40 protein-coding genes and 1 pseudogene are annotated in these 22,166 nt (G+C 37.1%); 14 read left to right on the top strand and 27 right to left on the bottom strand.

From position 1 onward, the window contains the following. Positions 1-256: 256 nt before the first annotated feature. From PluTT01m_RS15245 to PluTT01m_RS27920, 11 genes are all read left to right on the top strand, one after another. Positions 257-844 carry a gp53-like domain-containing protein gene (locus PluTT01m_RS15245; protein ID WP_011147178.1) on the top strand — a complete coding sequence of 196 codons (588 nt, stop codon included), beginning with the start codon at positions 257-259 and terminating at the stop codon, positions 842-844. A gap of 2 nt (positions 845-846) precedes the next feature. Continuing rightward, positions 847-1,269 carry a tail fiber assembly protein gene (locus tag PluTT01m_RS15240; protein WP_011147177.1) on the top strand — a complete coding sequence of 141 codons (423 nt, stop codon included), beginning with the start codon at positions 847-849 and terminating at the stop codon, positions 1,267-1,269. A gap of 703 nt (positions 1,270-1,972) precedes the next feature. Then, entirely contained in the window at positions 1,973-2,878 is a 906-nt protein-coding gene (locus PluTT01m_RS27590) for a gp53-like domain-containing protein (RefSeq protein WP_011147176.1), read from the top strand. A 12-nt stretch (positions 2,879-2,890) separates the two neighbouring features. Beyond that, positions 2,891-3,313, top strand: coding sequence for a tail fiber assembly protein (locus PluTT01m_RS15230; RefSeq protein ID WP_011147175.1), 423 nt, complete (start codon positions 2,891-2,893; stop codon positions 3,311-3,313). A 250-nt stretch (positions 3,314-3,563) separates the two neighbouring features. Beyond that, on the top strand, positions 3,564-3,863 hold the full coding sequence (locus PluTT01m_RS15225) for a lysozyme inhibitor LprI family protein (protein WP_011147174.1): 300 nt from the start codon (positions 3,564-3,566) through the stop codon (positions 3,861-3,863). Positions 3,864-3,895: 32 nt separating this feature from the next. Continuing rightward, positions 3,896-4,921, top strand: a complete 1,026-nt coding sequence (locus tag PluTT01m_RS15220) for an IS630-like element ISPlu3 family transposase (RefSeq protein WP_011146066.1) — start codon at positions 3,896-3,898, stop codon at positions 4,919-4,921. Positions 4,922-4,950: 29 nt separating this feature from the next. Then, positions 4,951-5,322 carry a DUF4431 domain-containing protein gene (locus tag PluTT01m_RS15215; protein WP_082303128.1) on the top strand — a complete coding sequence of 124 codons (372 nt, stop codon included), beginning with the start codon at positions 4,951-4,953 and terminating at the stop codon, positions 5,320-5,322. Positions 5,323-5,635: 313 nt separating this feature from the next. Beyond that, a complete protein-coding gene (locus PluTT01m_RS15210) occupies positions 5,636-6,451 on the top strand; it encodes a BRO family protein (protein WP_011147172.1) in 816 nt (271 codons plus the stop codon). A gap of 114 nt (positions 6,452-6,565) precedes the next feature. Continuing rightward, positions 6,566-6,862 (top strand): type II toxin-antitoxin system HicB family antitoxin, encoded by a 297-nt coding sequence (locus PluTT01m_RS15205; protein WP_011147171.1) that lies wholly within the window; start codon positions 6,566-6,568, stop codon positions 6,860-6,862. Between the two features lie 14 nt (positions 6,863-6,876). Further along, positions 6,877-7,008, top strand: coding sequence for a type II toxin-antitoxin system HicA family toxin (locus tag PluTT01m_RS27925; RefSeq protein WP_011147170.1), 132 nt, complete (start codon positions 6,877-6,879; stop codon positions 7,006-7,008). Positions 7,009-7,214: 206 nt separating this feature from the next. Further along, complete coding sequence (locus PluTT01m_RS27920; RefSeq protein ID WP_011147168.1) at positions 7,215-7,397, top strand: tail fiber assembly protein; 183 nt, start codon at positions 7,215-7,217, stop codon at positions 7,395-7,397. 33 nt (positions 7,398-7,430) lie between these two features. Here the strand turns inward: PluTT01m_RS27920 and PluTT01m_RS27585 are convergent. From PluTT01m_RS27585 to PluTT01m_RS15050, 27 genes and pseudogenes are all read right to left on the bottom strand, one after another. Next, positions 7,431-7,529 (bottom strand): annotated as a pseudogene (locus PluTT01m_RS27585) (hypothetical protein); the annotation flags it as partial. A gap of 133 nt (positions 7,530-7,662) precedes the next feature. Beyond that, complete coding sequence (locus PluTT01m_RS15190; RefSeq protein WP_011147167.1) at positions 7,663-8,841, bottom strand: tyrosine-type recombinase/integrase; 1,179 nt, start codon at positions 8,839-8,841, stop codon at positions 7,663-7,665. Between the two features lies 1 nt (position 8,842). Further along, a complete protein-coding gene (locus tag PluTT01m_RS15185; RefSeq protein ID WP_011147166.1) occupies positions 8,843-9,061 on the bottom strand; it encodes a hypothetical protein in 219 nt (72 codons plus the stop codon). A gap of 9 nt (positions 9,062-9,070) precedes the next feature. Beyond that, complete coding sequence (locus PluTT01m_RS15180; RefSeq protein WP_011147165.1) at positions 9,071-9,367, bottom strand: hypothetical protein; 297 nt, start codon at positions 9,365-9,367, stop codon at positions 9,071-9,073. A 245-nt stretch (positions 9,368-9,612) separates the two neighbouring features. Further along, the gene (locus tag PluTT01m_RS15170; protein ID WP_040154027.1) at positions 9,613-9,915 is read right to left on the bottom strand and encodes a hypothetical protein; all 303 of its coding nucleotides are present in this window, start codon (positions 9,913-9,915) and stop codon (positions 9,613-9,615) included. A gap of 23 nt (positions 9,916-9,938) precedes the next feature. Then, on the bottom strand, positions 9,939-10,178 hold the full coding sequence (locus tag PluTT01m_RS15165) for a hypothetical protein (RefSeq protein WP_011147163.1): 240 nt from the start codon (positions 10,176-10,178) through the stop codon (positions 9,939-9,941). Further along, complete coding sequence (locus PluTT01m_RS15160) at positions 10,165-10,794, bottom strand: MT-A70 family methyltransferase (RefSeq protein ID WP_041380141.1); 630 nt, start codon at positions 10,792-10,794, stop codon at positions 10,165-10,167. The genes PluTT01m_RS15165 and PluTT01m_RS15160 overlap by 14 nt, the downstream gene beginning before the upstream one ends. 34 nt (positions 10,795-10,828) lie before the next feature. Further along, positions 10,829-11,083 (bottom strand): DUF5405 family protein, encoded by a 255-nt coding sequence (locus tag PluTT01m_RS15155; RefSeq protein ID WP_041380139.1) that lies wholly within the window; start codon positions 11,081-11,083, stop codon positions 10,829-10,831. A gap of 2 nt (positions 11,084-11,085) precedes the next feature. After that, positions 11,086-11,310: a hypothetical protein gene (locus PluTT01m_RS26690; protein ID WP_041380138.1), complete on the bottom strand. Its 225-nt coding sequence runs from the start codon at positions 11,308-11,310 to the stop codon at positions 11,086-11,088. Beyond that, complete coding sequence (locus PluTT01m_RS15145; RefSeq protein ID WP_041380137.1) at positions 11,294-11,476, bottom strand: hypothetical protein; 183 nt, start codon at positions 11,474-11,476, stop codon at positions 11,294-11,296. Before PluTT01m_RS15145 ends, PluTT01m_RS26690 begins: the two co-directional genes overlap by 17 nt. Next, a complete protein-coding gene (locus PluTT01m_RS15140; RefSeq protein WP_011147160.1) occupies positions 11,473-12,129 on the bottom strand; it encodes a hypothetical protein in 657 nt (218 codons plus the stop codon). Before PluTT01m_RS15140 ends, PluTT01m_RS15145 begins: the two co-directional genes overlap by 4 nt. Positions 12,130-12,134: 5 nt before the next feature. Continuing rightward, positions 12,135-12,572: a zinc-finger-containing protein gene (locus tag PluTT01m_RS15135; protein ID WP_011147159.1), complete on the bottom strand. Its 438-nt coding sequence runs from the start codon at positions 12,570-12,572 to the stop codon at positions 12,135-12,137. Positions 12,573-12,779: 207 nt separating this feature from the next. Next, on the bottom strand, positions 12,780-13,181 hold the full coding sequence (locus PluTT01m_RS15125) for a DUF1317 family protein (protein ID WP_082303152.1): 402 nt from the start codon (positions 13,179-13,181) through the stop codon (positions 12,780-12,782). Beyond that, complete coding sequence (locus PluTT01m_RS15120; protein ID WP_011147156.1) at positions 13,178-13,861, bottom strand: YqaJ viral recombinase family protein; 684 nt, start codon at positions 13,859-13,861, stop codon at positions 13,178-13,180. The genes PluTT01m_RS15125 and PluTT01m_RS15120 overlap by 4 nt, the downstream gene beginning before the upstream one ends. Then, entirely contained in the window at positions 13,862-14,782 is a 921-nt protein-coding gene (locus tag PluTT01m_RS15115) for a recombinase RecT (RefSeq protein WP_011147155.1), read from the bottom strand. Further along, entirely contained in the window at positions 14,779-15,036 is a 258-nt protein-coding gene (locus PluTT01m_RS15110) for a hypothetical protein (RefSeq protein ID WP_011147154.1), read from the bottom strand. Before PluTT01m_RS15110 ends, PluTT01m_RS15115 begins: the two co-directional genes overlap by 4 nt. A gap of 390 nt (positions 15,037-15,426) precedes the next feature. After that, a complete protein-coding gene (locus tag PluTT01m_RS15100) occupies positions 15,427-16,329 on the bottom strand; it encodes a coiled-coil domain-containing protein (protein WP_011147153.1) in 903 nt (300 codons plus the stop codon). Between the two features lie 69 nt (positions 16,330-16,398). After that, complete coding sequence (locus PluTT01m_RS15095) at positions 16,399-16,821, bottom strand: hypothetical protein (protein WP_011147152.1); 423 nt, start codon at positions 16,819-16,821, stop codon at positions 16,399-16,401. Between the two features lie 29 nt (positions 16,822-16,850). Beyond that, positions 16,851-17,108 carry a hypothetical protein gene (locus PluTT01m_RS15090; protein ID WP_011147151.1) on the bottom strand — a complete coding sequence of 86 codons (258 nt, stop codon included), beginning with the start codon at positions 17,106-17,108 and terminating at the stop codon, positions 16,851-16,853. A 218-nt stretch (positions 17,109-17,326) separates the two neighbouring features. Further along, positions 17,327-17,506, bottom strand: a complete 180-nt coding sequence (locus PluTT01m_RS15085) for a hypothetical protein (protein WP_011147150.1) — start codon at positions 17,504-17,506, stop codon at positions 17,327-17,329. A gap of 76 nt (positions 17,507-17,582) precedes the next feature. Next, positions 17,583-18,113 carry a hypothetical protein gene (locus PluTT01m_RS15080; RefSeq protein ID WP_011147149.1) on the bottom strand — a complete coding sequence of 177 codons (531 nt, stop codon included), beginning with the start codon at positions 18,111-18,113 and terminating at the stop codon, positions 17,583-17,585. Between the two features lie 106 nt (positions 18,114-18,219). After that, entirely contained in the window at positions 18,220-18,513 is a 294-nt protein-coding gene (locus PluTT01m_RS27580) for a hypothetical protein (RefSeq protein ID WP_011147148.1), read from the bottom strand. 4 nt (positions 18,514-18,517) lie between these two features. Further along, positions 18,518-18,802: a transcriptional antitermination N peptide gene (locus PluTT01m_RS15070; protein ID WP_011147147.1), complete on the bottom strand. Its 285-nt coding sequence runs from the start codon at positions 18,800-18,802 to the stop codon at positions 18,518-18,520. Between the two features lie 189 nt (positions 18,803-18,991). After that, positions 18,992-19,210 carry a hypothetical protein gene (locus PluTT01m_RS15065; protein WP_011147146.1) on the bottom strand — a complete coding sequence of 73 codons (219 nt, stop codon included), beginning with the start codon at positions 19,208-19,210 and terminating at the stop codon, positions 18,992-18,994. A gap of 327 nt (positions 19,211-19,537) precedes the next feature. Then, the gene (locus PluTT01m_RS15060) at positions 19,538-19,948 is read right to left on the bottom strand and encodes a hypothetical protein (RefSeq protein ID WP_011147144.1); all 411 of its coding nucleotides are present in this window, start codon (positions 19,946-19,948) and stop codon (positions 19,538-19,540) included. Beyond that, on the bottom strand, positions 19,941-20,279 hold the full coding sequence (locus PluTT01m_RS15055; protein ID WP_011147143.1) for a hypothetical protein: 339 nt from the start codon (positions 20,277-20,279) through the stop codon (positions 19,941-19,943). The genes PluTT01m_RS15060 and PluTT01m_RS15055 overlap by 8 nt, the downstream gene beginning before the upstream one ends. Before the next feature lie 62 nt (positions 20,280-20,341). Continuing rightward, complete coding sequence (locus PluTT01m_RS15050; protein ID WP_011147142.1) at positions 20,342-20,980, bottom strand: XRE family transcriptional regulator; 639 nt, start codon at positions 20,978-20,980, stop codon at positions 20,342-20,344. 109 nt (positions 20,981-21,089) lie between these two features. Here PluTT01m_RS15050 and PluTT01m_RS15045 point away from each other — a divergent pair, with 109 nt between their 5' ends. The 3 genes from PluTT01m_RS15045 (at position 21,090) to PluTT01m_RS15035 (ending at position 22,140) form a co-directional block, all read left to right on the top strand. Further along, on the top strand, positions 21,090-21,293 hold the full coding sequence (locus PluTT01m_RS15045) for a helix-turn-helix domain-containing protein (RefSeq protein WP_011147141.1): 204 nt from the start codon (positions 21,090-21,092) through the stop codon (positions 21,291-21,293). A gap of 122 nt (positions 21,294-21,415) precedes the next feature. Further along, on the top strand, positions 21,416-21,733 hold the full coding sequence (locus tag PluTT01m_RS15040; RefSeq protein WP_011147140.1) for a CII family transcriptional regulator: 318 nt from the start codon (positions 21,416-21,418) through the stop codon (positions 21,731-21,733). A gap of 44 nt (positions 21,734-21,777) precedes the next feature. Next, a complete protein-coding gene (locus tag PluTT01m_RS15035; protein ID WP_011147139.1) occupies positions 21,778-22,140 on the top strand; it encodes a hypothetical protein in 363 nt (120 codons plus the stop codon). The last annotated feature ends 26 nt before the right edge of the window (positions 22,141-22,166 follow it).

The following is a 22,166-nucleotide window of genomic DNA, read 5'->3' as shown; positions in this document are numbered from 1 at the left end:
GGGAAAAGTAAAGATATGATAAATAATAATTTCTAATGTTGAATATAATGGTTTTGGGGATGTTTTTGATTACGGTATATCGAATTATTTGTTGATGTCAATTATATAAAAATAGTTACTCATTTTAGTTATAAAAATATTTCATTATTATTTTTATAAACTAGACTATTATCGATGTGAGTTGAGAGAAATCATCTTTAGTGATAATTCAATCTGTTTATTATGAAATCATGTTATTTAATTTAAGGAGATGTATATGAGTGCCAAAAATGATTTTAAAGCTTTTGCTATTAGTGATAAAGCTAATGTGCCCAGTCAACAAGAGTATGAAGCATATGCAAGGTTGCCTGTTGGGTTTGAAGACGGACAGTATATTCCTAATCACATGTTAAATAAGGCATTACGTCAAGCATCAACTATATCATCTGCTATAGCTGATTTTATTGTGACAGAATCTGGCACTGATGTTTTGGATGATGGCAATGTAACTAAAATCTCCGCACAATTCAAAAGCGTATTAGACAAAAAAATTGCCAAGTGTTGTAATCTTAATGTGAATACGGCTAATAAGGTTGTGAACGGTTGGTGGAAATGCGGTGATACTGGAATAATTATTCAATGGGGCCAGGCAAATGGCTGTGGGGCGATAAATGATTACAGATACTTCCCGATTCCATTCCCTAATGCTTGTTTCCAGATCGTTGCAACATATTCTGAGTTTGAAAATTCTGGCACTGGAGTTGCTGCTTTACCTATTTCTGCAAGCCAATTTATTGTAACATGTAGAAATGGTGCATCTCAGTTAGCAGGTAATTTTGTAAGATATTTGGCGATAGGATATTAATTATGTATTTTTATAGTGCAAAGACAAATTCATTCTATCCTATAGAATTGGAACAGAATTATATTGCTTCTGGTTCATTGCCCGATGATATTATTGAAGTTGGTCTTGATATTTATCAAGAATACGCTGCGAATAATGTACCGGAAGGAAAATATCGTATAGCAGGTCAAAATGGTTTACCGGAATGGGCTGATATTCCTCCACCAACAAGAGAAGAGTTGCAGCAGTATATTGAAAGTAAAAAACAACAATTTATTGTAGAGGCTAGCCAGCAAATAGCACCATTACAAGATGCTGTTGATTTAAGGATTGCGACCAAAGAAGAGGAGGCGGCTCTATTGGTATGGAAGAAGTATAGAGTAATGCTGAACAGGATTGATATTTCACTGGCTCCCGATATTGAATGGCCGGAACAACCAAAATAATAAAAGTGGCCTGAATAAACAGGCCATTCTTATAATGGTTTTGTTAACATGGGTTAACAAATTTGACTTGAAATCAGCATATAATATTGTTGTAAGATAATTGCTTATAACGTGATTTAATTATTAAATATGTCCTAAGTAAATCTCTACGTTTTGGTTTTTAACAGAATATTGATATATGTTTACAGTGGAAAAATAAATGATTTTTATTTTCAGTTGTTATCCTAAGCCGACATTCCGCACCGCATTCGTAATTTGTTGTTTTAATTAAGAATTAATAAATGAATAAATTTTATACAAACGATTTTAAATCAGTACATTACAGATATAGCTGCGGAATGACAGCTAAGACCACCTCTTGGCGAGGTGGTCTTTTACTCAGTCCATTTTGTTGGTGTTATAATTAAAATACTTTAATGTTATGTTCGTAACTTAAAAAAAGAATTGAAGGTGAAATTTAAAGAAATGAAAAATATTAATTTATGAAATTGAATATAATGAGTTTTGGAATGTTTTGATTATAATTCGGCGGCTATTGATTGTTGCCAATTATATAAAAATAGTTAATCTTTTTAGTTATAAAAACATTTCATTGTTGTTTTTATGAATAGTCTATTATTGATGTGAATTATGAGAAATCATCTTTAGTGATAGTTCAATATGTTTATGATGAAATCATGTTATTTAATTTAAGGAAATGTATATGAGTGCCAAAAATGATTTTAAAGCTTTTGCTATTGTTAGCAATGCTAATGTTCCCAGTCAACCATTCTATGAAGCATCTACGGATTTGCTGAAAGGGTTTCCAGACAAGCAGGTTATTGATAATTACATATTAAATAAGGCATTACGTCAAGCATCAACTATATCATCTGTTGTAGCCGATTTTATTGCGACAGAATCTAACAGTGATGTTTTGGATGATGGTAATGTAGCGAAACTTACTACGCAATTAAATAAAGCATTAGAACAAAAAATCAAAGTAGAATCTGATAATCGATTTATTCGGTTAAATACGAATACAAAAACATCTGGTTGTATTTTATCTAAGACAGCAAATGTATTTGACGATCAATCTCTGCGGGATTTGTCATTGTCAGGTTTCTTGCGTCCAAATGGTTGGGCGGACTTAGGTGGTTTGGCAATTCATGTAGCTCACCCTAGTGCGGGGATTCAGCACTCAAGAGGAATTTCGTTTGAATACGGTAGTACATCTGGAGGTCAGGAGGGGTTTGGAATACATACGTATGCATTTGACAAAGATGGTAAGTTTAAAGGTAAAAAAAGAATTTTAACGGAAGATGATCGTAATAAAGCGATATTATCAGTAAATGGATGGTGGAGATGTGGTGATACTGGAATGATTTATCAATGGGGTAATGTACCTATTGGTGATAATCAGGGAAAAATTGTGAACTTGCCTATTTTATTTCCAAATGAGCTCTTATCGCTTCATGTAACGGCTATTTCATCAGCACCAAATAACAATACTGATGTAACTTCTGCTTATGGAAAGCCATTAAATAAGTCTCAGATACATATTTCTGTTTCATCAAATTACAATAATAATGGTATAAGTGGTGTTTATTTTTTTGTTATTGGTTATTAAGGAGAAGAAAGAATGTATTATTATAGTGCCAAAACAAACGGATTTTATCCAATAGAATTGGAACAGAATTATATTGCTTCTGGTTCATTGCCAGATGATGTTATTGAGGTTAGTCTTGATATTTATCAAGAATACGCCGCGAATAATGCACCGGAAGGAAAATATCGTATAGCAGGTCAAAATGGTTTACCGGAATGGGCCGATATTTCACCACCAACAAAAGAAGAATTGCAGCAGTATGTTGAAAGTAAAAAACAACAATTTATTGTAGAGTCTAGCCAGCAAATAGCACCATTACAAGATGCTGTTGATTTAGGGATTGCGACTCAAGAAGAGGAGGCGGCTCTGTTGGTATGGAAGAAGTATAGAGTAATGCTGAACAGAATTGATATTTCACAGGCTCCTGATATTGAATGGCCGGAGCAACCAAAATAATGACAGTGGCCTGAATAAACAGGCCATTCTTATAATGATAATGGTTTTTGTTAATAATCGGCTATTAACGTCCGAGTTTTATCCTCAACAGGAGTCGGATTTTTTAATGTAGTTTTATGGTGGTTGTCATGGTTAATGAATACCATTAGTTTTCTGAGGCGAGGATTGTAAGTTAGAAAAAAATATAGGTTGTAATTTTAACTTTAATGTATTTAAAATGATGTTGAAAAATCACCAATAGGAGTAGTGTATGAAAACACTAATAGGTTTTTTGGCATTAATACTGTGTAGTATGTCATTCCTATCATTCGGCGCGAGCTTTGATTGCGCAAAAGCCACCAGTAAGGCTGAAAAGTTAATCTGTTCGACCCCTGCATTATCCCAAGCTGACGACAACCTATATATAAATTACCTTCAGGCCAAATTGGCTACAGGCAACAATGTAGACTTTAAGGCGCTGGTAAAACAGAATTGGGAACTTCGCGAGAAATGCGTGGTAGTTGAATGCCTTCAAGATTGGTATATACCCGTAATCATTGAAGATGCTTGATTTTATCCGAAATGGAGATCATTATCCTCGCTATGAAAATATTTATTACATCAGAACAAAAAATCAAACTTGAACGTCTTCACGACACCACTCGTGATGGTCAGGTACGAGACAGAATAAAAGCGATCCTTCTGGCTTCTGAAGGGTGGAGTTCTGTGATGATAGCCCAGGCATTGCGACTCCATCAGACCACCGTTGACCGCCATATCAGTGATTACCTTAATCAAGGTAAACTTAAATCTGATAATGGAGGGTCTGATAGTTTGCTTTCCCGAGAACAAACTGATTTTTTAATCAATCACTTATCTCAACATCTTTTCCATCACACCCATGAAATCGTGGCCTATGTTGCTCAGCTCTGGAATATTACCTTTAGCATTCCCGGCATGAATAAATGGCTACACCGTCAGGGTTTTTCTTATAAAAAACCTTGTGGCGTCCCTCATAAATTCGACGCAGAAAAACAGCGACAATTTATTGAATATTATGAGAATCTTAAAGTCACAGCGAAAGACGAACCCATCCTTTTTCTTGATGCTGTTCACCCGACTCAAGGCACCAAACTCAGTTATGGCTGGATGCGAAAAGGCGAGAAAAAAACCGTCAAAACAACAGGAAGCCGGACTCGCCTGAATATATTGGGTGCCCTCAACCTGAATGCCATTGGTCGTACGGTGTTCCAGGAATATCAGACCATCAACGACTACAACATTTGCTGTTTTTTCAATGAAATAAGAAAGTCTTATCCTGACTATCATCAAAAAATTCACCTTATTGTGGATGGAGCGGGTTACAACAAAGCTCATCTTGTGAAGGAGTGGGCTTATGTTAGCAATATTGAGTTACATTACCTTCCTCCCTATAGTCCAAATTTAAACCCGATAGAACGATTATGGAAGGTCATGAATGAACAGGTTCGAAATAACCGTTATTTCGCGGATAAACATGAATTTCGAGACAACGTCTTCAAATTTTTCACCACAACGCTACCGGATATAGCGGACTCGCTGATGTCTAGAATTAACGACCATTTTCAGGTGCTAAAAACTGCATCTTGAAGTTTCTTGGGTATAAACGGTCATCTGAAATGTACAAAAAAATTGCTGCGATTAAAACAACAGAGAACTGCTATAAAGAAAGACAAAAAATTACGCTTGATGGCACCTTATTAAGGATCACCTATCCCGGCCCGCCAAATTATGAAAGCGTGGAAAACGGGGATAGCCCTGAAACTTATTGGGTGCTGCAACCGGATAAGACGATAAAATGTGCCAAGGGTGCACCAGAATGGGGGGATCGTAGTCTGATGCAACTGGTGGTTCAGGAGGAATTTTATACAGTGTATCGAAGCCTTATCGGACACCGCGTGAAAGTAACCGGAACCATTATGTACGCGGTTACTGGACATCACCACACACCGATAATGCTTGAAACTCAACGAATTGAAGCGGCTAAATAGTTTGGAAGTAACAACGAGGTGTTTTGCTGAACAATATTATTTAATAAAGCCCGCATGTGACTTTTATTCAGTCTCTTTTTTTGCCTTACCATGTGGGCCATTATTAATAATAGTAAGCAGACACACTGTTATCTAAAACGTGGAGCTATCATCGATTGGGTAAAAAGAATTGAGTTGGTTATCAAGATAAACTTTAACAAGGTTTACTCGAACATAAAATCATAGCTGTTGCTAAAGATGATGATTCAGAGCGTGTTGTGAGCAAGTTTTTTTGACTGAAAATATCAAAATTCTTGAGTAGCGAGGTGGCCATATGAATGCATTAGCTAAAATTAAAGCTGAAAGTAATTTCACTATATTCAAATTCGGATCTCATGAAATCCGCGTTATCAATAAAGATGGTGAGCCGTGGTTTGTTGCTCACGATGTTTGCTCTGCTCTAGAAATTCAAAATATCACGCAAGCTATTGAAAGATTGGATGATGATGAGCGGTCTATGTTTAATATAGGGCATCAGGATGATATTAATGTTGTCAGCGAATCCGGAATGTATACCTTAGTACTTCGTTGTCGTGATGCAATTAAGCAAGGCTCTATTCCTCACCGTTTCCGTAAGTGGGTCACAAATGAAGTTTTGCCATCAATTAGGAAAGTAGGGAATTATCACTCTCCTAAAATCATAACTGATGAACACACTCTATTACGTGATGCTGTAAATATGCTTGTTGGTAAACGTGGGATGATGTGTTCAGAAGCATACAGTTTCATCCATCAACGTTTTAATATATCTCATATTGATCAACTGCCAATGGATAAAATCACTGAAGCTATCGAGTATGTTCATAAGCTTGTGCCCGAAGATGAATCTATTGGTAAAGCCGAGTTACCAGCACTCGAAATTAAACAATATAAACAACAATTCACTGATGATGAGCTGTGTAGTCTTTGCTGGTTATGGCGAGATGCTGTCGAGATGATTAGTTCAATATCTGATGTTTATCCCATTCTGAGAGCTGCGGAACATAGGCTTGAAGGTAAATATTATTCAATGTCACATGAATATCCACGAAACATGAACATAGTCCGGCGAGTATTAAACAGCTTAAGATTTGGAAATCTACCGTTCTAACCCTAAGCCAGGGATGGATTACATTCTGAACTTGCTTAGTCAATATTAAACGTATTACACTCATTTCTATACGGTCTGTATAGATCTAGTTGCCCGATACAGAGGAGAAGAGAAATGAGATTACGTTGCATGGCTTATCGTCAAGATGGGATGTATGTAGCTGCCTGTTTGGATCTTTCTTTGGCTGCACAGGGTGACAATATAGATGAAGCAGTAAATAAACTCGAAGCCCAGATTGAAGATTACCTCAGTGAGGTGAAATCAGAACCTCAGTACGAAAAACAGATGTTAAGCCGAAAAGCACCGCTATCTATGTGGTTTAAATATTGGCGAATTGCCTTTCGAATTTTCATGAACAGAAAAGACAGTGGCCTAGCTAAAGTTTTTAATGAACAGTGTGAACCCGCTTGATGTAGGGTGGTGTTATGTTTTTTAAGAAATTAACGCCGTTGAAATACGCCGAAGTCATTAAAGGGCTTACTGCTCTTGGTTTTGAGATGAAACCTAAAAGGGGGACTTCTCATGAGCAATGGGTCAAGAAAACTGAGGGCGGTTAATGGCTAGTCACTGTCGATAAACACCATGCGCCGTTTTCCAGAGACTTGATAAAATCAATGGCGAAACAAGCTGGTATCAGTACCAAAGAGTTTCATTCATTATGCAAGGGCATGGTTAGCGCTGAACAAGTGCACGCTGAAAACTCATCAGAATAAGTAAATCTAAGTTTTATCCTACCAATCCTAGCTGCTTAATTGCGGCTTTTTTGTATCTTAAAGACGAGGTCACAAATGAAACGCTCTCATTGCTGCAAGACTTGGTTGACCTTAAAATGGCTACCGAAGCAGAAAAAGCCGCTTTGTTGGATTGGAAAAAATACAGAGTATTACTCACTTGTGTAGATATTTTACAAGCGTCTGATATTAAGTGGCCGCAGATGCCCAAATGAATGAAGTTGGGCAAGCGGAGTTTTACACCAGCTAAATCCCAGCCATAAAAAAACCAACCCTAACAGGTTGGTTTTTCTGGGGAAATTTGGTCGGCATGAGAGGATTTGAACCTCCGACCCCCGACACCCCATGACGACAGCATTATCTAGCTAAAAGCCTTGTGTGATGCGGGTTTGGAGGGTTTTGACTGTAAATACAAACAGTGCAGAATCTGCAAAATCTGCATTATATGCATCAATAAGTTAAGTCGAATTTTTCCACTTATCAGATAGCTATTTCTGCGTGTGGAACCTCGACCCAATCGACATGGTTTTGAGTATAAATTTTTGTTGATTTAGCGTCACTGTGTGCCATCCGAGCTTGTGGATCTATACCCTGTTCTTTAAATATATGAGCAGCCAACGCCCGAATTTCGTGAAATGTTGGCCTTTCATCAAGTGGGAGACATGACGCCACGCCAACTTTATCCCTCAAGGAAGAAAATGCCCTACTTAAATAATCGGGAGCAATTTGAGTGGGATGATTAACTTCTTTGCTTATTTTAGTTGGTAAACGTTCTGGTACTCGATGAACAACGTATGGGCTTGCGATATTATCCCGGCTGGCATCGATGATAGCTTTTATCGTTGAACCAATTGGGATCGCAATGTGTGATGCTTCTTTATGCTGGACTTTTTGCCTGTGAATATAAAGCATACCATGAATGCCGTTTTTTGGCTCCGTATACCATACACAGCCGCAAACACCTTCCTTCGGTGATTTGATGTTGTATCTGATACGGGAAACTTCTAACCGTGCTTGAGTGGTTTGCAATGCAAGATCCATTGCTGTTCGTAACCACGGTTCAGCGGCATTACGTATAAGCATGAAATCATCAAATGAAAGCCTGCGACGTTTCTTTTTATCAGTACGCTTCATTTTCTTGCGCTCGGCTGGATTGTCGAGCATTAATGATTCATCCATTGCGTAGCTGAATACTTTTTTTAAGAAAGAGACCTTCCTATTTTGGACGTTTGCTGACGCATCGTTATGATAATGTTTGATATAATTATTAACGTGTTCAAGTGATATATCACATGCTAGTGTATCAGTAAAAAACGTCTTCATTCGTTCTATATCATTTCGCCAATCCGCAAGAGTGTTGTCAGACGGATTTTCATCTTTAATAATACGGGAAAAAAGGTTATCAATATGATGATGAAACGGAAGGGATTCTCCGTATTTTCCACCTGATTCTTTAACTAGCGAACTGACAGATACAGATGACTCCGGCCTCATTATATTGTTATATTCTCTCGCTATGGCAATAGCGACAGCCTTGTCGCTACCAACGCACTTCCTTTTTCCATTAACGAGGGTCAATCTGTACTCATTAACAGATTTATCGTAATAAAGAAAATCAGGTAAGTGCCTAAATTCCTTTTTTCTTGGTCTTGATGCCATTTTATGAATCCCTGATTAATTGACTAACACAAGAAGAAATAGAAGACTCAACCCCCCACCTTTCTGATGAATTAACCCACACTGAGCCATCAATAATTTTTCCCTTTAATTTACCTATCTCTATCCAATGTTTGATGGTTCTGTTGTCTGGAACCGAGTTTTCTTCAAACTCACGTTTTCCCCATGCGCTAGCTTTCATTAATTTAGCATTGTTAATCATAATTCGACCTTAATCAGCGGGCTTGTTAATTTCGTAGTGTCTAATTTCCCTTAATTTTCTTGCTATATCTCTTGATATATTCTCAATTTTGTTACTTAACTGCTGTAATGTTTCTATGTCATCATGATTTAAATCAAGTATTATTATTTTATTAACTAACTCATAGAGTGTATAAAAGTATGCAATTGATATTAATTGCTCTTGCTCCTCATTTTCACCTGTTTTTAATGTCCGCTTTATATTTAAATCGAATTGGCCTGCACTATGTGTAATAACATATTTACCTAAATCTATTCTCATTTTCATATTTCTTTCCTTATATTTCTCACATAATAAGACAGCACTGATTTAGCGCTGAACTTCATCTGATGCTCAGACATAATTAATTTAAACTTGGGTGTATATTTATCGAGTATTGCTGTGACTGATTTATCGTCGTATTTGTTAAGAGCTGTTAGCTCGCGTAAGCATTCCCTTGCTATTTTGCGACGTCCGTTTTCGTATATTTGGTCATTCATCTGGATTAAATTTCAAATCAATTATTTTCATTTTTAATCACATATTAAATCAGTTAACTCATTATTTAATAGCCTACATTTTTCGGCGACATCAATGATTTTCTGTACTCTTTCAATGTTAGCTTCTGTAATGTCAAATTCAATTTCATTGAATCCATCCTGATCAGTTATGCATATTGAAAACCAATTATTTATCAGTGAATTATTACTTTTAATTGCTGATATTTTAATAAAGAATAACCCACAATTTAAACAAGCTATTGTCATTCTGGGTGAATTATCAAAATACCAATCATCAAGCGTGTATTTAAAATCTTTCATTGAGTAAGTTAACATAATCAAGCCTCCTCTAATTACACTCATATTTCAACGAGAGTTTCTTTCCAGTCAGTTCCATCTAAAGTAACAAGAGCTACAATTTCATATTGAGATGATGGTAATTCAGAGAACCAGTTGTCGTTAATTTGAGATGGCCTTTTGTTCCATGCCAATACAATTCCTTTGCTTTCTGTTGCTATAAATTTAGTCCAGAATGGAACTGATAATTCGATGCCGAAGTAGTTAACTTTGATCGGCTTTATTAAGCTAATTAATTTCATGTGATTTTATTTCCTGTATAAATTCAATATTATTAATTGGGGACTCATTTCCCCATGCATGCCATCCGTGAATTTTTCTTCTTGCAAATAATTCGATGCGTGGGACATTTCCATATAGTTGTTCAAGTCTGTTTCTGACCTCCCACGGCTTTTCTGAATGCTCTCCGACACAAGAGAAAACCACTTGCTTCACTGCCGCACTAATCCGTTCAATTCCATTTCCGCGAACTGCGAGCAATGCATCCTCTGTATTTGCTCGCGTGTAGTTACCCATCCCGATCACCGTTTCTTTGTTTAATATCTCCATGAAATCAAAGAAATCTTGAACTCCGTTTTTATCTATCCGATCACCAGTCAATTTATTTAATTTCACCCACGTGAAGAGCTTCATTGTTTTAACTTTAAAGCCCCACGCCTCGGCCAGTTTAATTGCTTCCATTGCAAAATTACCCGTATACCACATTGCAAGAACTGAGTTGTCGGCGGCTATAGAATGGATGGGGAGTTTAGTTAAATCGAAGAAAGATGTTGTCTTATAGTGATTATTCGCTGCACCGCGTGAAGATGCATTATTATACTGCCACGGAGGGTCGGCATAAATAAGTTCATATTTCATCAAACTAAATCTCACATAGTGATTTAAGATTGAACTACTTTATTTTCAATGAAATTTCTGTTGCAACTTGATTTATTCTATCACTTATATCTTGCAGTGATTTAATATCATCGCGACGAATTTCTAATAAAATTAATTTCTTAATTAATTGCTCCAGTCGTGGATAATAGCCGATTGTTTGCAACCTCTCTTTACCGATGTTTTTACCTCCCTTGTTTATTTTAATCTCATTAAGAATGAACTGATGCTCATCTGATGTGATGACATATTTATCTAATCTTATTTCCATAATTAATCACTCCAATAAGATAATGATTCTTTAGCGGCATCGTGAGGATGAATGTATTTCCAATATTCATCTTTTCTAGAATATGATTCAATCTCACATGCTGCGGCTTCTTTTGCTTCTGGTAAACTAGCTCCGCGGTACACGAGAGTATTTATCATGTATCGCTTGAACATTCGTTTCCAGATGAAATAGAAGTGATGGCATAGATAGTCATTCATCGCTTTCATATTCAATATCTAATTCATTAATAGGAATAAATAACCCCTCGTCATCTTCAAGACCGAGACAACCATAGAAGTCCACTATTTCATAATTTTTTCCTGCACTGAATTTATATTCTGTAGTATTGATATCATTATAACATTTAACAACATCTCCGGGACTAATTATCATTGACTTATCTCCGGCGCGGATGGATGAATAAATTCTGCCCAAGCAATAACCTCTTCGTTTTTCTCCAATGAATCAATCCAATTGCAATAATCAGGATGCGAATATTGTATAGCCCAACCTACAAAATTTATCCAGTCATATTCATCGTCTGATATCGCCCAGTCAGGCAAATCGTCATTCCACTGATATTCATGTTTTCCTGTTGGAGTTGGTTTATTAACATAAATTAAAGTAGTAACATAAAAATGATGTTTAACAGGGTCACAAACAAGTTCGCATTTATTTGTTTCTTCGTTAAAAAGATAATAATCTTTTTTAACACTTTTTTTAACATAAGCCCAATATTTTTTCTCTTCTCCAATATTAATTTTTGGTTGATTTGAAAAATTCCAGTCAATATTAAGCATTGACTCAATTTTCTCTATTACTTGGCCGGGCGAACCTGAATCATCTTCCGCTTTAATACCCGCAGCATTAGCTATCGCAGCAAGACCCTTACAAGAGTCATAAAACATTTCTTTATAGCTATCACGTTCTTTACGAAGAAATTTCAATTTGTCAGCAATCTCATTCAGAATTAAATAATCGTCACAGCTTGCTACTCTTGCTAATTCGTGACATGCAGATATTAAAGTTTCTGTATTTTTAGTCATGATAATTACCTCTTTTTAATAATCATATTTTCGCAAATTTCTTTAGCTCTATAACAAGTGTCAATATCGAACCAGCCGAAGTGACATTTCCTAAAGTTAATTCCTAGCTTCCGTGCTAGCAATTGATATGCATCCGTGCGTTCTAAATTCCATTTCTCTCGCATTTCTTCAAACTCTCGTTTGCCACTCATCCGAGCTATCCGTGTCGGGTAATCTGCCAGTGTGCCGAGTGGAATATCAGTGTATGGGTGTAGACCGACATATGCTTTACACTCAGTGCAAATATATAGCCACGGCCATTTACTGTGGATTTTGCCGAATACTTTTTCATGATGGGCTATTGTTACGTGGCCGAAGCAATAATGACATCTCACGGGAATTGGTAGCGGGTCTTTAACCCGCTGAATGGCTCGCGTATCTGGATTCCAGGGCGTTCTTTTCATATAAAACCCCTCTGTTTAATTAATATAATTTCCTACATATTGATTATCCATCTCAGACAATAATTTAGTTCTCAACTCCGCAAGAATCTGTCGCTCTTCATGCGTACTACATGAAGTAAATGCAGTGGAATATTCAACATGATGCTTATTTAAGTCTTCATTAAACGAGATAAAAATTTCTAACTTCACAGCCATAAATCACCTCACTTAAACTGATTGATTTTTACATCTTTCGGGATTCCCGATAATAAATACGCTATGAGTAAAATCGTCGAGATAGACTTTATTTTTACTCTCTCTTTTTTCCTTTTTTCTCTTTTTATCTTTATGTTTTTGGCATTCAGTACAGCTACCATTGGATACATATCTTAGCGTGTGCCCCTGTGGGCACGGATCGCCGTTAAATTTCTCACCGTACATATAATCATCCTTATTTTTATTTAACTCATCTTCAAGAGACTTAAGATAATTATTTTTCTCCTCAGCGGCATTATATGCTGTAAATGGATTCTTGGTTATTTTCCCTCCTGGAGTTAACCAGCCGCTGTGAAATGTGGAATATGGACAATAAACCCTCCCAACTTGGATATCATCATGATTGTGTTTCATTTCCATTGATCGCCAAATTTGAAGCCGATTTCATTTAATGATTCGTCCATTTTTTCTATGAAATCGGGAACCATATCATTAAACTGACTCATATATTCGTTGTCACGCTCAACAACAACGTAATGAATCCCTTCACGAGTCATACGCGGGTCATAATTAGCAAAGTACCATTCATTTTTACCTGTGACCCACATCGAATATTGAACTTGAGCCATATATTCAGATTTAATAGCATCAAAACCACCCAAGCGGAATTTCATAAATACAGCAGTAGTAAAAGGACATTTAAGTTCAAGCCCAAGTCCGTCACTACAAATACCATCTGGTGAGCATGCGGTTCTGAGCGATTCATCTTTAAATAGAATTGAAGTTTCCGTTACATTTACATCAGCTACAAATTCAAAAGTTGCTCTTGCTGATTCTTCGTAATTTTTTCCCCACGCTAATGTTTTTGCATTTACTTCCGGCGTACTACCTGTGCACACTTCGCCCAGAAGTGTATAGAAATATGTCAGCTTCATGTCTGTCCATTTTGTACCACTACGCGGTTTTGATATCACTTTTCCGGCTTCCGATGCCGTTATTACTCCCAATCTTAACCGCTGCCAATCATGACTTCCCTGTTCGACTGTGAGCAAATCAACCCCTGTTTTGCTGAGAATGAGTTCATTGCTGATCATTTATGATGCCTTTTTCCTTAAAAAATCAGATGCTTTAATTGCCTCCGACTCTGTTAATTCGGCGGGTGATAATATTTGTCGTCTGAATATCTTTGAACAAAGTGGAAGTAAATCATCGTCCCAAGTTTTATTCATTGTTGTAAGTAAGTTTGTTATACTTTCGATTGTGCTATCTGCTGCGGGAGTTACGTCAATGTAAGAGTTTTGACCTTTGCTAAAATCAATTCCTTCACCCGCCTCTGTGTTTACATAGTCAATGGCTTTATCTAATCGCTCCCTGCGAGGCCAATACTTAGCCGCCTGCTTGACTACGGTTTTTAAAATCATTTGTTCCTCGTCCGTGACCCACGGACACGATTTCCCTTTTGTTTTATATGCTATCCATGCCGATGATCTATCTCTGATATCAAATATAGCTGATGCTCTCATTGTGTGAGTAATGTAATCACAGTCATCCGTTTTGATTACTGTATACGCGCCGACAATGTCCCCCCTCGATTGCGCTGTGTCGAATTCGTTGTATTCGTGAATTGGCGCAGTATCAATAGATGTGCGCTTGAATATGTCATTTTTTCGAACAACAGCGGATTGACACCACTTAATAGCACCCGATTGTTGAGCGATGTGCATCAAACCCATGTAACTGATATCAAGACACACGCTTTTGTTTCGTGGCACTAGATAAGCCAGCTTTTGCGCAGGGTTTAGACTAATGCCAATTGCTGCAATGTTCATTACTGCGCTACGCGCTGAAACCGGATTATTTAATGCAGTTGTGGCTAAAAAATCATTATTTGCGAATATCTGCATAGCAAATTCAGACTCACGTTTAAATACTATGCCCGGCTCACTACAAATTTGCTCAAATTCAGTCTTGAGCGGGTTGATGATTTCATAAACTTTTTGTACTGCTGTGCTCATATATCCTCCATTTTTACTTTCATTAAGCTTAGTTCATACAAAAGAGAATTAACGAGCTCTGCGGCTTCATCGTTCTCCGTGAGTAATTCGCCAAAGAGTTTGTTAGTTTCGATTGAAAAAATTCCAGCAAGCTCAGGAAGCTTGTTATAAATAATTTCGGCATCCATGCCTTGTTGCTCTAATATAATTTCCCTGTAGTGCTCATCTTCCAACCTCTTTTCTTCAATCTCATCATAAACTGCATATGGGTTCATTTCACAAAGCCTCGATTTTATAACCCTTTTGCTCAAAATATTCCTTTATTTCATTAAAGCAAGAGTTTGTTGAATTGAGTACTTCTTCTGAGCTCCCTTGTATAATAACACTTCCATTTATCTCGATTTCATTTCTGTTATTAATAAGATTCACTTTAAAAGAATCACAATAAATCTTAAACATAATTACCTCAGGAAAATTAAAATTAACGTTGTGAACAGAACTAAACAGGCGGGAAATAACATAGCGAAGAGCCACTCTTTAACTATCTTCATATGCTAACCTTAGATATTGCATTGCAATATTCCATATTATTTGGCTATCTATATTACGTGCAATTCTAGCTTTAGACTGAGCTAAGCTAAAAATATGTTTGTTTATTTTCATAATTAATAGATGATTTTTAAGTGAGATGTTTTGCCGGACGCTATAGCTTTAATGCAATTCATTGCACATTCTTCCGATATTCCAGTTTTGATTAACTCTTGCAGAGACTCATTATTAATACGTTTACGATGATCAATGTCAGCCCGACGCCGCTTTTCCTCATCTTTCTGATGCTGAATTTCAGCCAAACGAGCGTGCTCATCTGTTGCTGCTTTACGACGTTCTGCTTCAATTGCAGCTTGTTTTTCAAGCTCAGCGCGTTTTAGCGCCTCCAGTTTTTCACGTTCTGCACGCTCTGCCGCTGCTTTTGCTTCGGCTTCACGTTGCTCTGCGGCTTCGATTTCAGCCGAAGCTTTGCGCTCGGCATCGATACGAGCCTGCTCCGCTGCCTGTTGCTTAATTTCTTCCTCGTAAGCAACACGCTGGCGTTCCAGTTCGGCTTTTTTCTCTGCAAAATCTCTATCAAATTTTTCATTCATTAACAGAGCAATTTCATGATCGACTTCAACTTGTTTTGCCAGTTCCGCCGCTGCCTTACGTGCCTTCTCTTCGCGCTTAATGTGCTCCTGCTCAGCTTCCCAGTCAGTTAATGGCTTGCGAACTTCATCGCGTAGCTCATTGCATGCATCAACAAAGCGCTTAATTTCTTGCTCTGCCGGTCTCACGGCTTCTTTGAGTCGCTTAAGATATTCGCGACCCGGTTTTTCTATTGCTGTTTTGCTACGTGAAACCTGTGCAGCTAATGATGCGATTCTGTCACGGCCTTTTTTTGTTGTTGTGTCTGGAACTTCATTTACTGATTCTCGAATTTTATTTAAAAATCCGTCAAGCCCATTTGAGATATAAAGAGCCGGCGCTTGCTCTGGTTTTATATCAATAACAACCAGTTCATTTTTATCTGACATATTTCATTACCTCTGTTATCTCCATGATATATCTCCGTGCCCTCCGCTGGCTTCACTGCTCCATATATATTAGAACTCACCCTTGCTTATTTTAATTAGTGCATCACAATGCTGCTGAGCAGCTTCTTTTGTAAGATGAATAAAACCTATTTTTAACAGTGAACAATCTATCTCATTGCCACTCCAGAAATGTTCACAATGTCTATCTCCACCTCTTGAGTGTAGGTTAGGATAAAAATAACCAACTCCATAATCTAATTCATAATCAACAGGCTTCGGAAAACTAACGTTACCGACTGTAATAACTTCTGGCTTGCGGCGATATTTTACGTTTTCATACCATCCCGGATTGTTAGTAAAACCTATCCACTTTCCACCAGTACTATAAGGCCAATACGCTTCCCACAACTCCCAAGGCTTATCTGTTCTCAAAGCATCTTGTGCATACTGCAACATTAACTCAGCGTGCACGTGTTTTTTATTTTCTGACATTGTTTAATCCTCATTAAGTGTTATTTTAATTACCCAGCGACACCCTCTACTTTTGCCGGAAAAGTCAAATAATAGTTAAATTCAGCCCCGGATTCTTCAATACAGGCCGGGTAGTCACGATTAGTTTTATGATGAAGTTCATTTATCTCTTTAGTCTTTGTTAAATCATAAACAGATAAGTCATTATCTCCAATTGTATAAAATCCAAGTCTTTCCGACGGACATTCATCTAAAATTTTTTGCAATTTATTAAGCCAGATTTTTTCTTCACTGTTTAATTTACTCATTAATTTTTCCGTTAATAATTAGCATCCCTGCCCATTAGTTAAAAATTAATCCATTGCCGCGCGTTATTTCTATTTCTCCACGCGAGAGAAACATACATCTTTCGCATTTCAGAGCCGCGACGATAAATTTTAGCTTCTGATAAATAGCGAGATTGTTCAGCTTTACACTCAGTTGCAAATTTCATCTTTGATTTCATTTTTAATCCTCTAATTCGTCTTTATTGACGTTCGCTTTCAATCCAAAATTCAACCCACTGCTTAGCGCTATCTATTCCCCAAAGATTGGCGGCGGCGTTTTTATTTGCATGTGCGGCAGTGGATTCAGATTCTGAAAAAGAGATATATAAGCCATTATCAGTGAATATATCTTGAACTTCTTGTGATGTGATTGTGTTCATTGTTTAATCCTCATAGGTTTAATTGATAATTGGCTTCCCTGCCGACATTTCCCTATTTTCCCGGTGTGGCGAAATATTAATTACTATACGGTAAAATTACTATAGGTGATATTTTATATATTCTTTTATATAATTTCGGGTCTTTTTTGTAAAATCTAACTTTATCTGAAATAGATTTATTTGAAATATTATTATGTTTTAAATTAGACATGAATATTTTGTCACACAATATATATATTTCTTTATTTTTAATATGTTCCATGTGTAATTCAAATGCTATTATAAGTCTTCCTTTTTGTCGCTCATTCCTTTTTTGTCTATAATCACTGTAATGAGATTTAAATTCATGTTTTTTTATTGATCGATTATATGTATTAGTAATTGATTCAAATTTAAATTTTTTAAAAATATATTCTCTGAGATTTTTAGATATCGAGCACGTTACATGCTCATAAAATAAAGTGGGATAAGGCAAACAAATAACATCTATTTCTTTTTCCATTGATTCAATATAGTTTATAGCATATTTTTCAAAACGCAGGATTTCATCATTAGATAAACCAAAACTACCTAAATTATATTTGTGGAAAAATATTTGAGTTCTCATGACAATCACCTTTATTTATTAACTCACCACAGCCCACTATAAATGAGCTGGAATTAGCCAATTGGCAATAAAAAACCCCGAATTTTCGAGGTCATTTAGAGAATGCTTACCATTTCTTTTTGGGATTTCGCTGGTGCGCGTGGTTAACTACTTTATGCATTGCATCAGCTTTTTGATGAATTTCGGTTTCATCACGATAATTAGGATTGGGTAACTCTATTGCTTTTAGAATTTTGTTATCACAACCAGAAATTATTTCTTTTATCTTTTTCTCAAGTTCTTTTTCTTTCTGTTTTTCTATGGCAATAGCCATTCGACGCTGTTTCCTTCTGGCTTTGCATCTAGCTCTGGAGTTTTTCCCAGGTTTCTCTCCAGACTTTATGTATTTAATTTCAACCATATCTTTACCTTGCTCTCACTGTAATGTTTTTACTACTTTTAACATTAACAGAATAAAGATGCACATTTGGTAATACGCAATTGTCTAAAGAGTCATAAACTTTAGTTTCTCTTACTGAAAGAGCTTTATCAACTCGATTCATTGCAGTGCGCTTAATTGTAAGAAGCGGACGAACTGGCTTAACTTCTTCATCAGGATTAATGCCGTGAGCATTGTTATATGCTTCGGTTAATGCCTGTCTACTGTCACGACGACGCTTAGCAGCATTGTTATATGCGTAGCATTTCATAGATTTTCTCCTGTTGATTTCTGGTTACACTGTTTGTACAGCGCAGTCAGAAACCGACTGGTTGAAAATGTGCGCTTTTCAGCGCTGTCTGTTAAAGAGCGAAACTTCCTTGTTAGTTACTTTTCCTAAATATCAGCCCTCTATAAGAGAGAAGACTGGTATTTAAGGCCCCTCGCGGGGCTATATGCATTACTTCTTAAATCCCATCATGCGTAACCAGTTGTTCAGATCTTTGCGGCTTTTGAAAACTGTAGTGCCTAATTTCCCGCCTGCCGCGCAAGACCAGTCAAACCACACTTTTACGTTTGCTGCATATTGAGTAACTCTGCCGCTGTAGCCGTTCTGTACCAGATATTGCTTGCCTGTAAATTTATCTACGTACATTGTTGCGTTGTTGTATGTGTTCATCGTGACTATCCTCTGTTGTTCGTTGCGTCTGTTTCTAGCACTTGCGAATCATCCCGATATTCGTGTGCCTCGGGCGGCTACTTCGTGGGCTTTCCTTGCCTGTTCGCTGTGTGCCTTTGATGGAATGAATAATACAAGAAACATTGTATGCCTGTAAACAAGAAAGTTTGTTAGTTTTGTAGTTATGTTTGTATTTTGTTGTTTTTTATGAGAATTAAAATTAAAAAAATTTTCTAAGTGGGTGAATTTTGATTGGATTTTGAGAGGAGGGCACAAAAAACCACCCGAAGGTGGCTAGTTGTGAGATGGTGTAATAGGTTGGAGAGATTATTTTTTAAGGTATAGATTAAGTAAAAACATGATGATGGGCATGGCAATTGAGAACACCAGTATACTTAGAAACCAAACTTTAGTGCCGTCTATTCGTTTGTCTACAGTGCTGATTTTTTCAGATAACGATAATTCAACAGATTTAACTTTATTACTTAATGATAATTCAGTAGCTTGAATCTTCCCCAGCAACGAAGGCTCGATTTCTGCTAGCTTTTTAGTGGTTGCAGATATATCTTTTTTAGCGTCCCTGAAATCTAATTTAATCTCGTCTATAGATTTTTTGATATGCTCAACATCGGACTCAAGCCTTGCTACACGGGCCTCCAACATATCTCCACCTCCACCGCCGCCAGTCTTAAATGGCAAATCGCCTTTTATTGGAATCACATTATCTTGTTTAGTCATTACTATCTTTCTCCATGATAGCAGGATATTTTTGTTTTACCCAATCAAGAACTTGTGATGTATCTATCATCATTACATTCCCACATTTTTTACAAATAATTGAAATGTAATAACTATCCGTATTTTTGTGATATATGCTTTCTGCTTTAAATACATTAGCATACGGCCCGATACCCATACTACAAGATACAGCACCTGTCATCCCAACTTGAGGAACAGTAAAATGTACGCTATCACAAAGACTACAATGAGGGATAACTCCTTTTGAATCAAAATACTCACTCAATATTTCAGCGGTAATGAATTCAAAATTCTCATACATTGAAGACATTAATTCTCCTGCAACTAAATATAAGATATTGATAATAAATAAATTTAGCCAGATTGTTCACCTTAGCTAATTTCGTCGTCATCAATGTAACGCGTATTTTTTATAATAGCCGATACATAATGAATCATTATTACATTATTCTTAGGGATTGTTATTGGTCGATGATCGCTGTTTATACTTGAAAACTGATAATCACCATTTCGTGTTATGTTCATAATTTTTATCATGTTATGACCATTATTTGTTCTAACAAAAACTTCATCACCGGGATGCACCGGAGTGTTTGGTTCAATAACAACAAATTCACCAGACTGTATGCGGGGCCACATGCTATCTCCCTTAACTTTTAATCCATATGCATCATGATCAGTACTACAAATGCGTAACCATCCAGCATGGAATTCAACCATGTCTACGGCACCGTCAATACCGAGAACAGCTTCTCCAATTACTCTAACTAATCCGTTTTTAGGCTTTCCGGCGTATTCTATTTCTTCTTTTTTATCTTCCGTACCGTAAAGTAGATAACTTACAGAACATTGTAAGGCGACAGCAAGCTCAGGGAGAAAACGCGGTCTTTTTGTTTTCCCCTTTTCTAGTTGTTCTATTGACTGTTGTTTTGTTCCGATCAAATCAGCCAGCTCAGTTTGAGTTAAGCCCATCTCAATTCGTCTAGTTTTTACTCGCTCTGCGATCGTCATGTATTCATTACCTCATTTACACCCCCACCTTAATTCTCACAAGAAAACCTGTATTTGACAAACAATCTAATTTGTATTTTAATACAAGAAATTTTGTCAAGGAGGTAGTATGGAAACATTATCAGAGCGACTCAAACGGAAACGTTCAGAGATGAACATGACACAATCTGATTTGGCAGGAAGGGTAGGGATGACGCAGCAATCTATACAATTGATAGAAGCTGGTATCACTAAACGTCCTCGTTTCATATTTGAGATCGCTAATGTATTGAAGTGTGATCCATCTTGGCTGTTATATGGAAATCCAAACTAATTCGTATAACAACAAGACCGCTCTTTAACATCTCAGCACCGAAAGGTGCATTCCTCACTAAGCGGGGAGCGTAGCCCAATTTTAGGGCTATTAACTTTATTTTATTTAAGGAAATTTAACAGATGAATATCGCAATGGAACGCAAAACTAAAGAAATCGAATCACGAATAAGAAAGGGAATTGTCATTACCGGGCCTAAGCATGTTGCAAATGCGGTTGGCGTGCATCAGTCGCAAATAAGCAGGTGGCAAACAGAACAGACCGGCTTTGTCGCTAAGGCCGCCAAGTTGCTGGCTGCAATCGGTTTTGATGCAAATGTACAGGAAGTAGTTATTCATGGAGAAGAAACAGCACAGATAGCTAAAGCGTTGCAAGAGATGCTATCTCACTTAAGAGAAAGCGCCCCGTCTGTTACAGCAGATGAGGCTAATCAAATATAAGTCAATAGGGGAGCTCTCATTTCCCCTAACATAGCGAGGTGATTATGGACAGTTTCGACTATCACGTCAATGTCTTGATGCCGGCGAATTTCTTTCGTGATGATGAAAAATGGATTCGAGAAATGCTGTTGCAGCTCGATCCGTCCACTCGCGGAAAAATCACGGTGCGTTATTCAGAAGTGTATGAAGCGGCTTGGGATGAAGAGCCGGTATCGTACCGGAAAGATAACATCGCACGGCGTCATGCAAATATCCGGTTAAGAGAATTTGTCAGGAAATATGCTGCTTTCAGCCAGGGGTATGTAACAACCCCTACTGAGCTGCTGAAAACAGGCACTAGCCAGCAAAACCAGCCCATACCGGAGCCGCTTAAACACCGTGGAGGGTTCTTTTCTGGTAAGTGCTGAAAGTCGAGGTTTGCACAAGGCCAAAA

It is taken from the genome of Photorhabdus laumondii subsp. laumondii (assembly GCF_003343245.1).
GTDB classification, from domain to species: Bacteria; Pseudomonadota; Gammaproteobacteria; order Enterobacterales; family Enterobacteriaceae; genus Photorhabdus; species Photorhabdus laumondii.
Note: the sequence above shows the minus strand (reverse complement) of the source record. Positions and strands in the feature narration are given on the sequence as shown.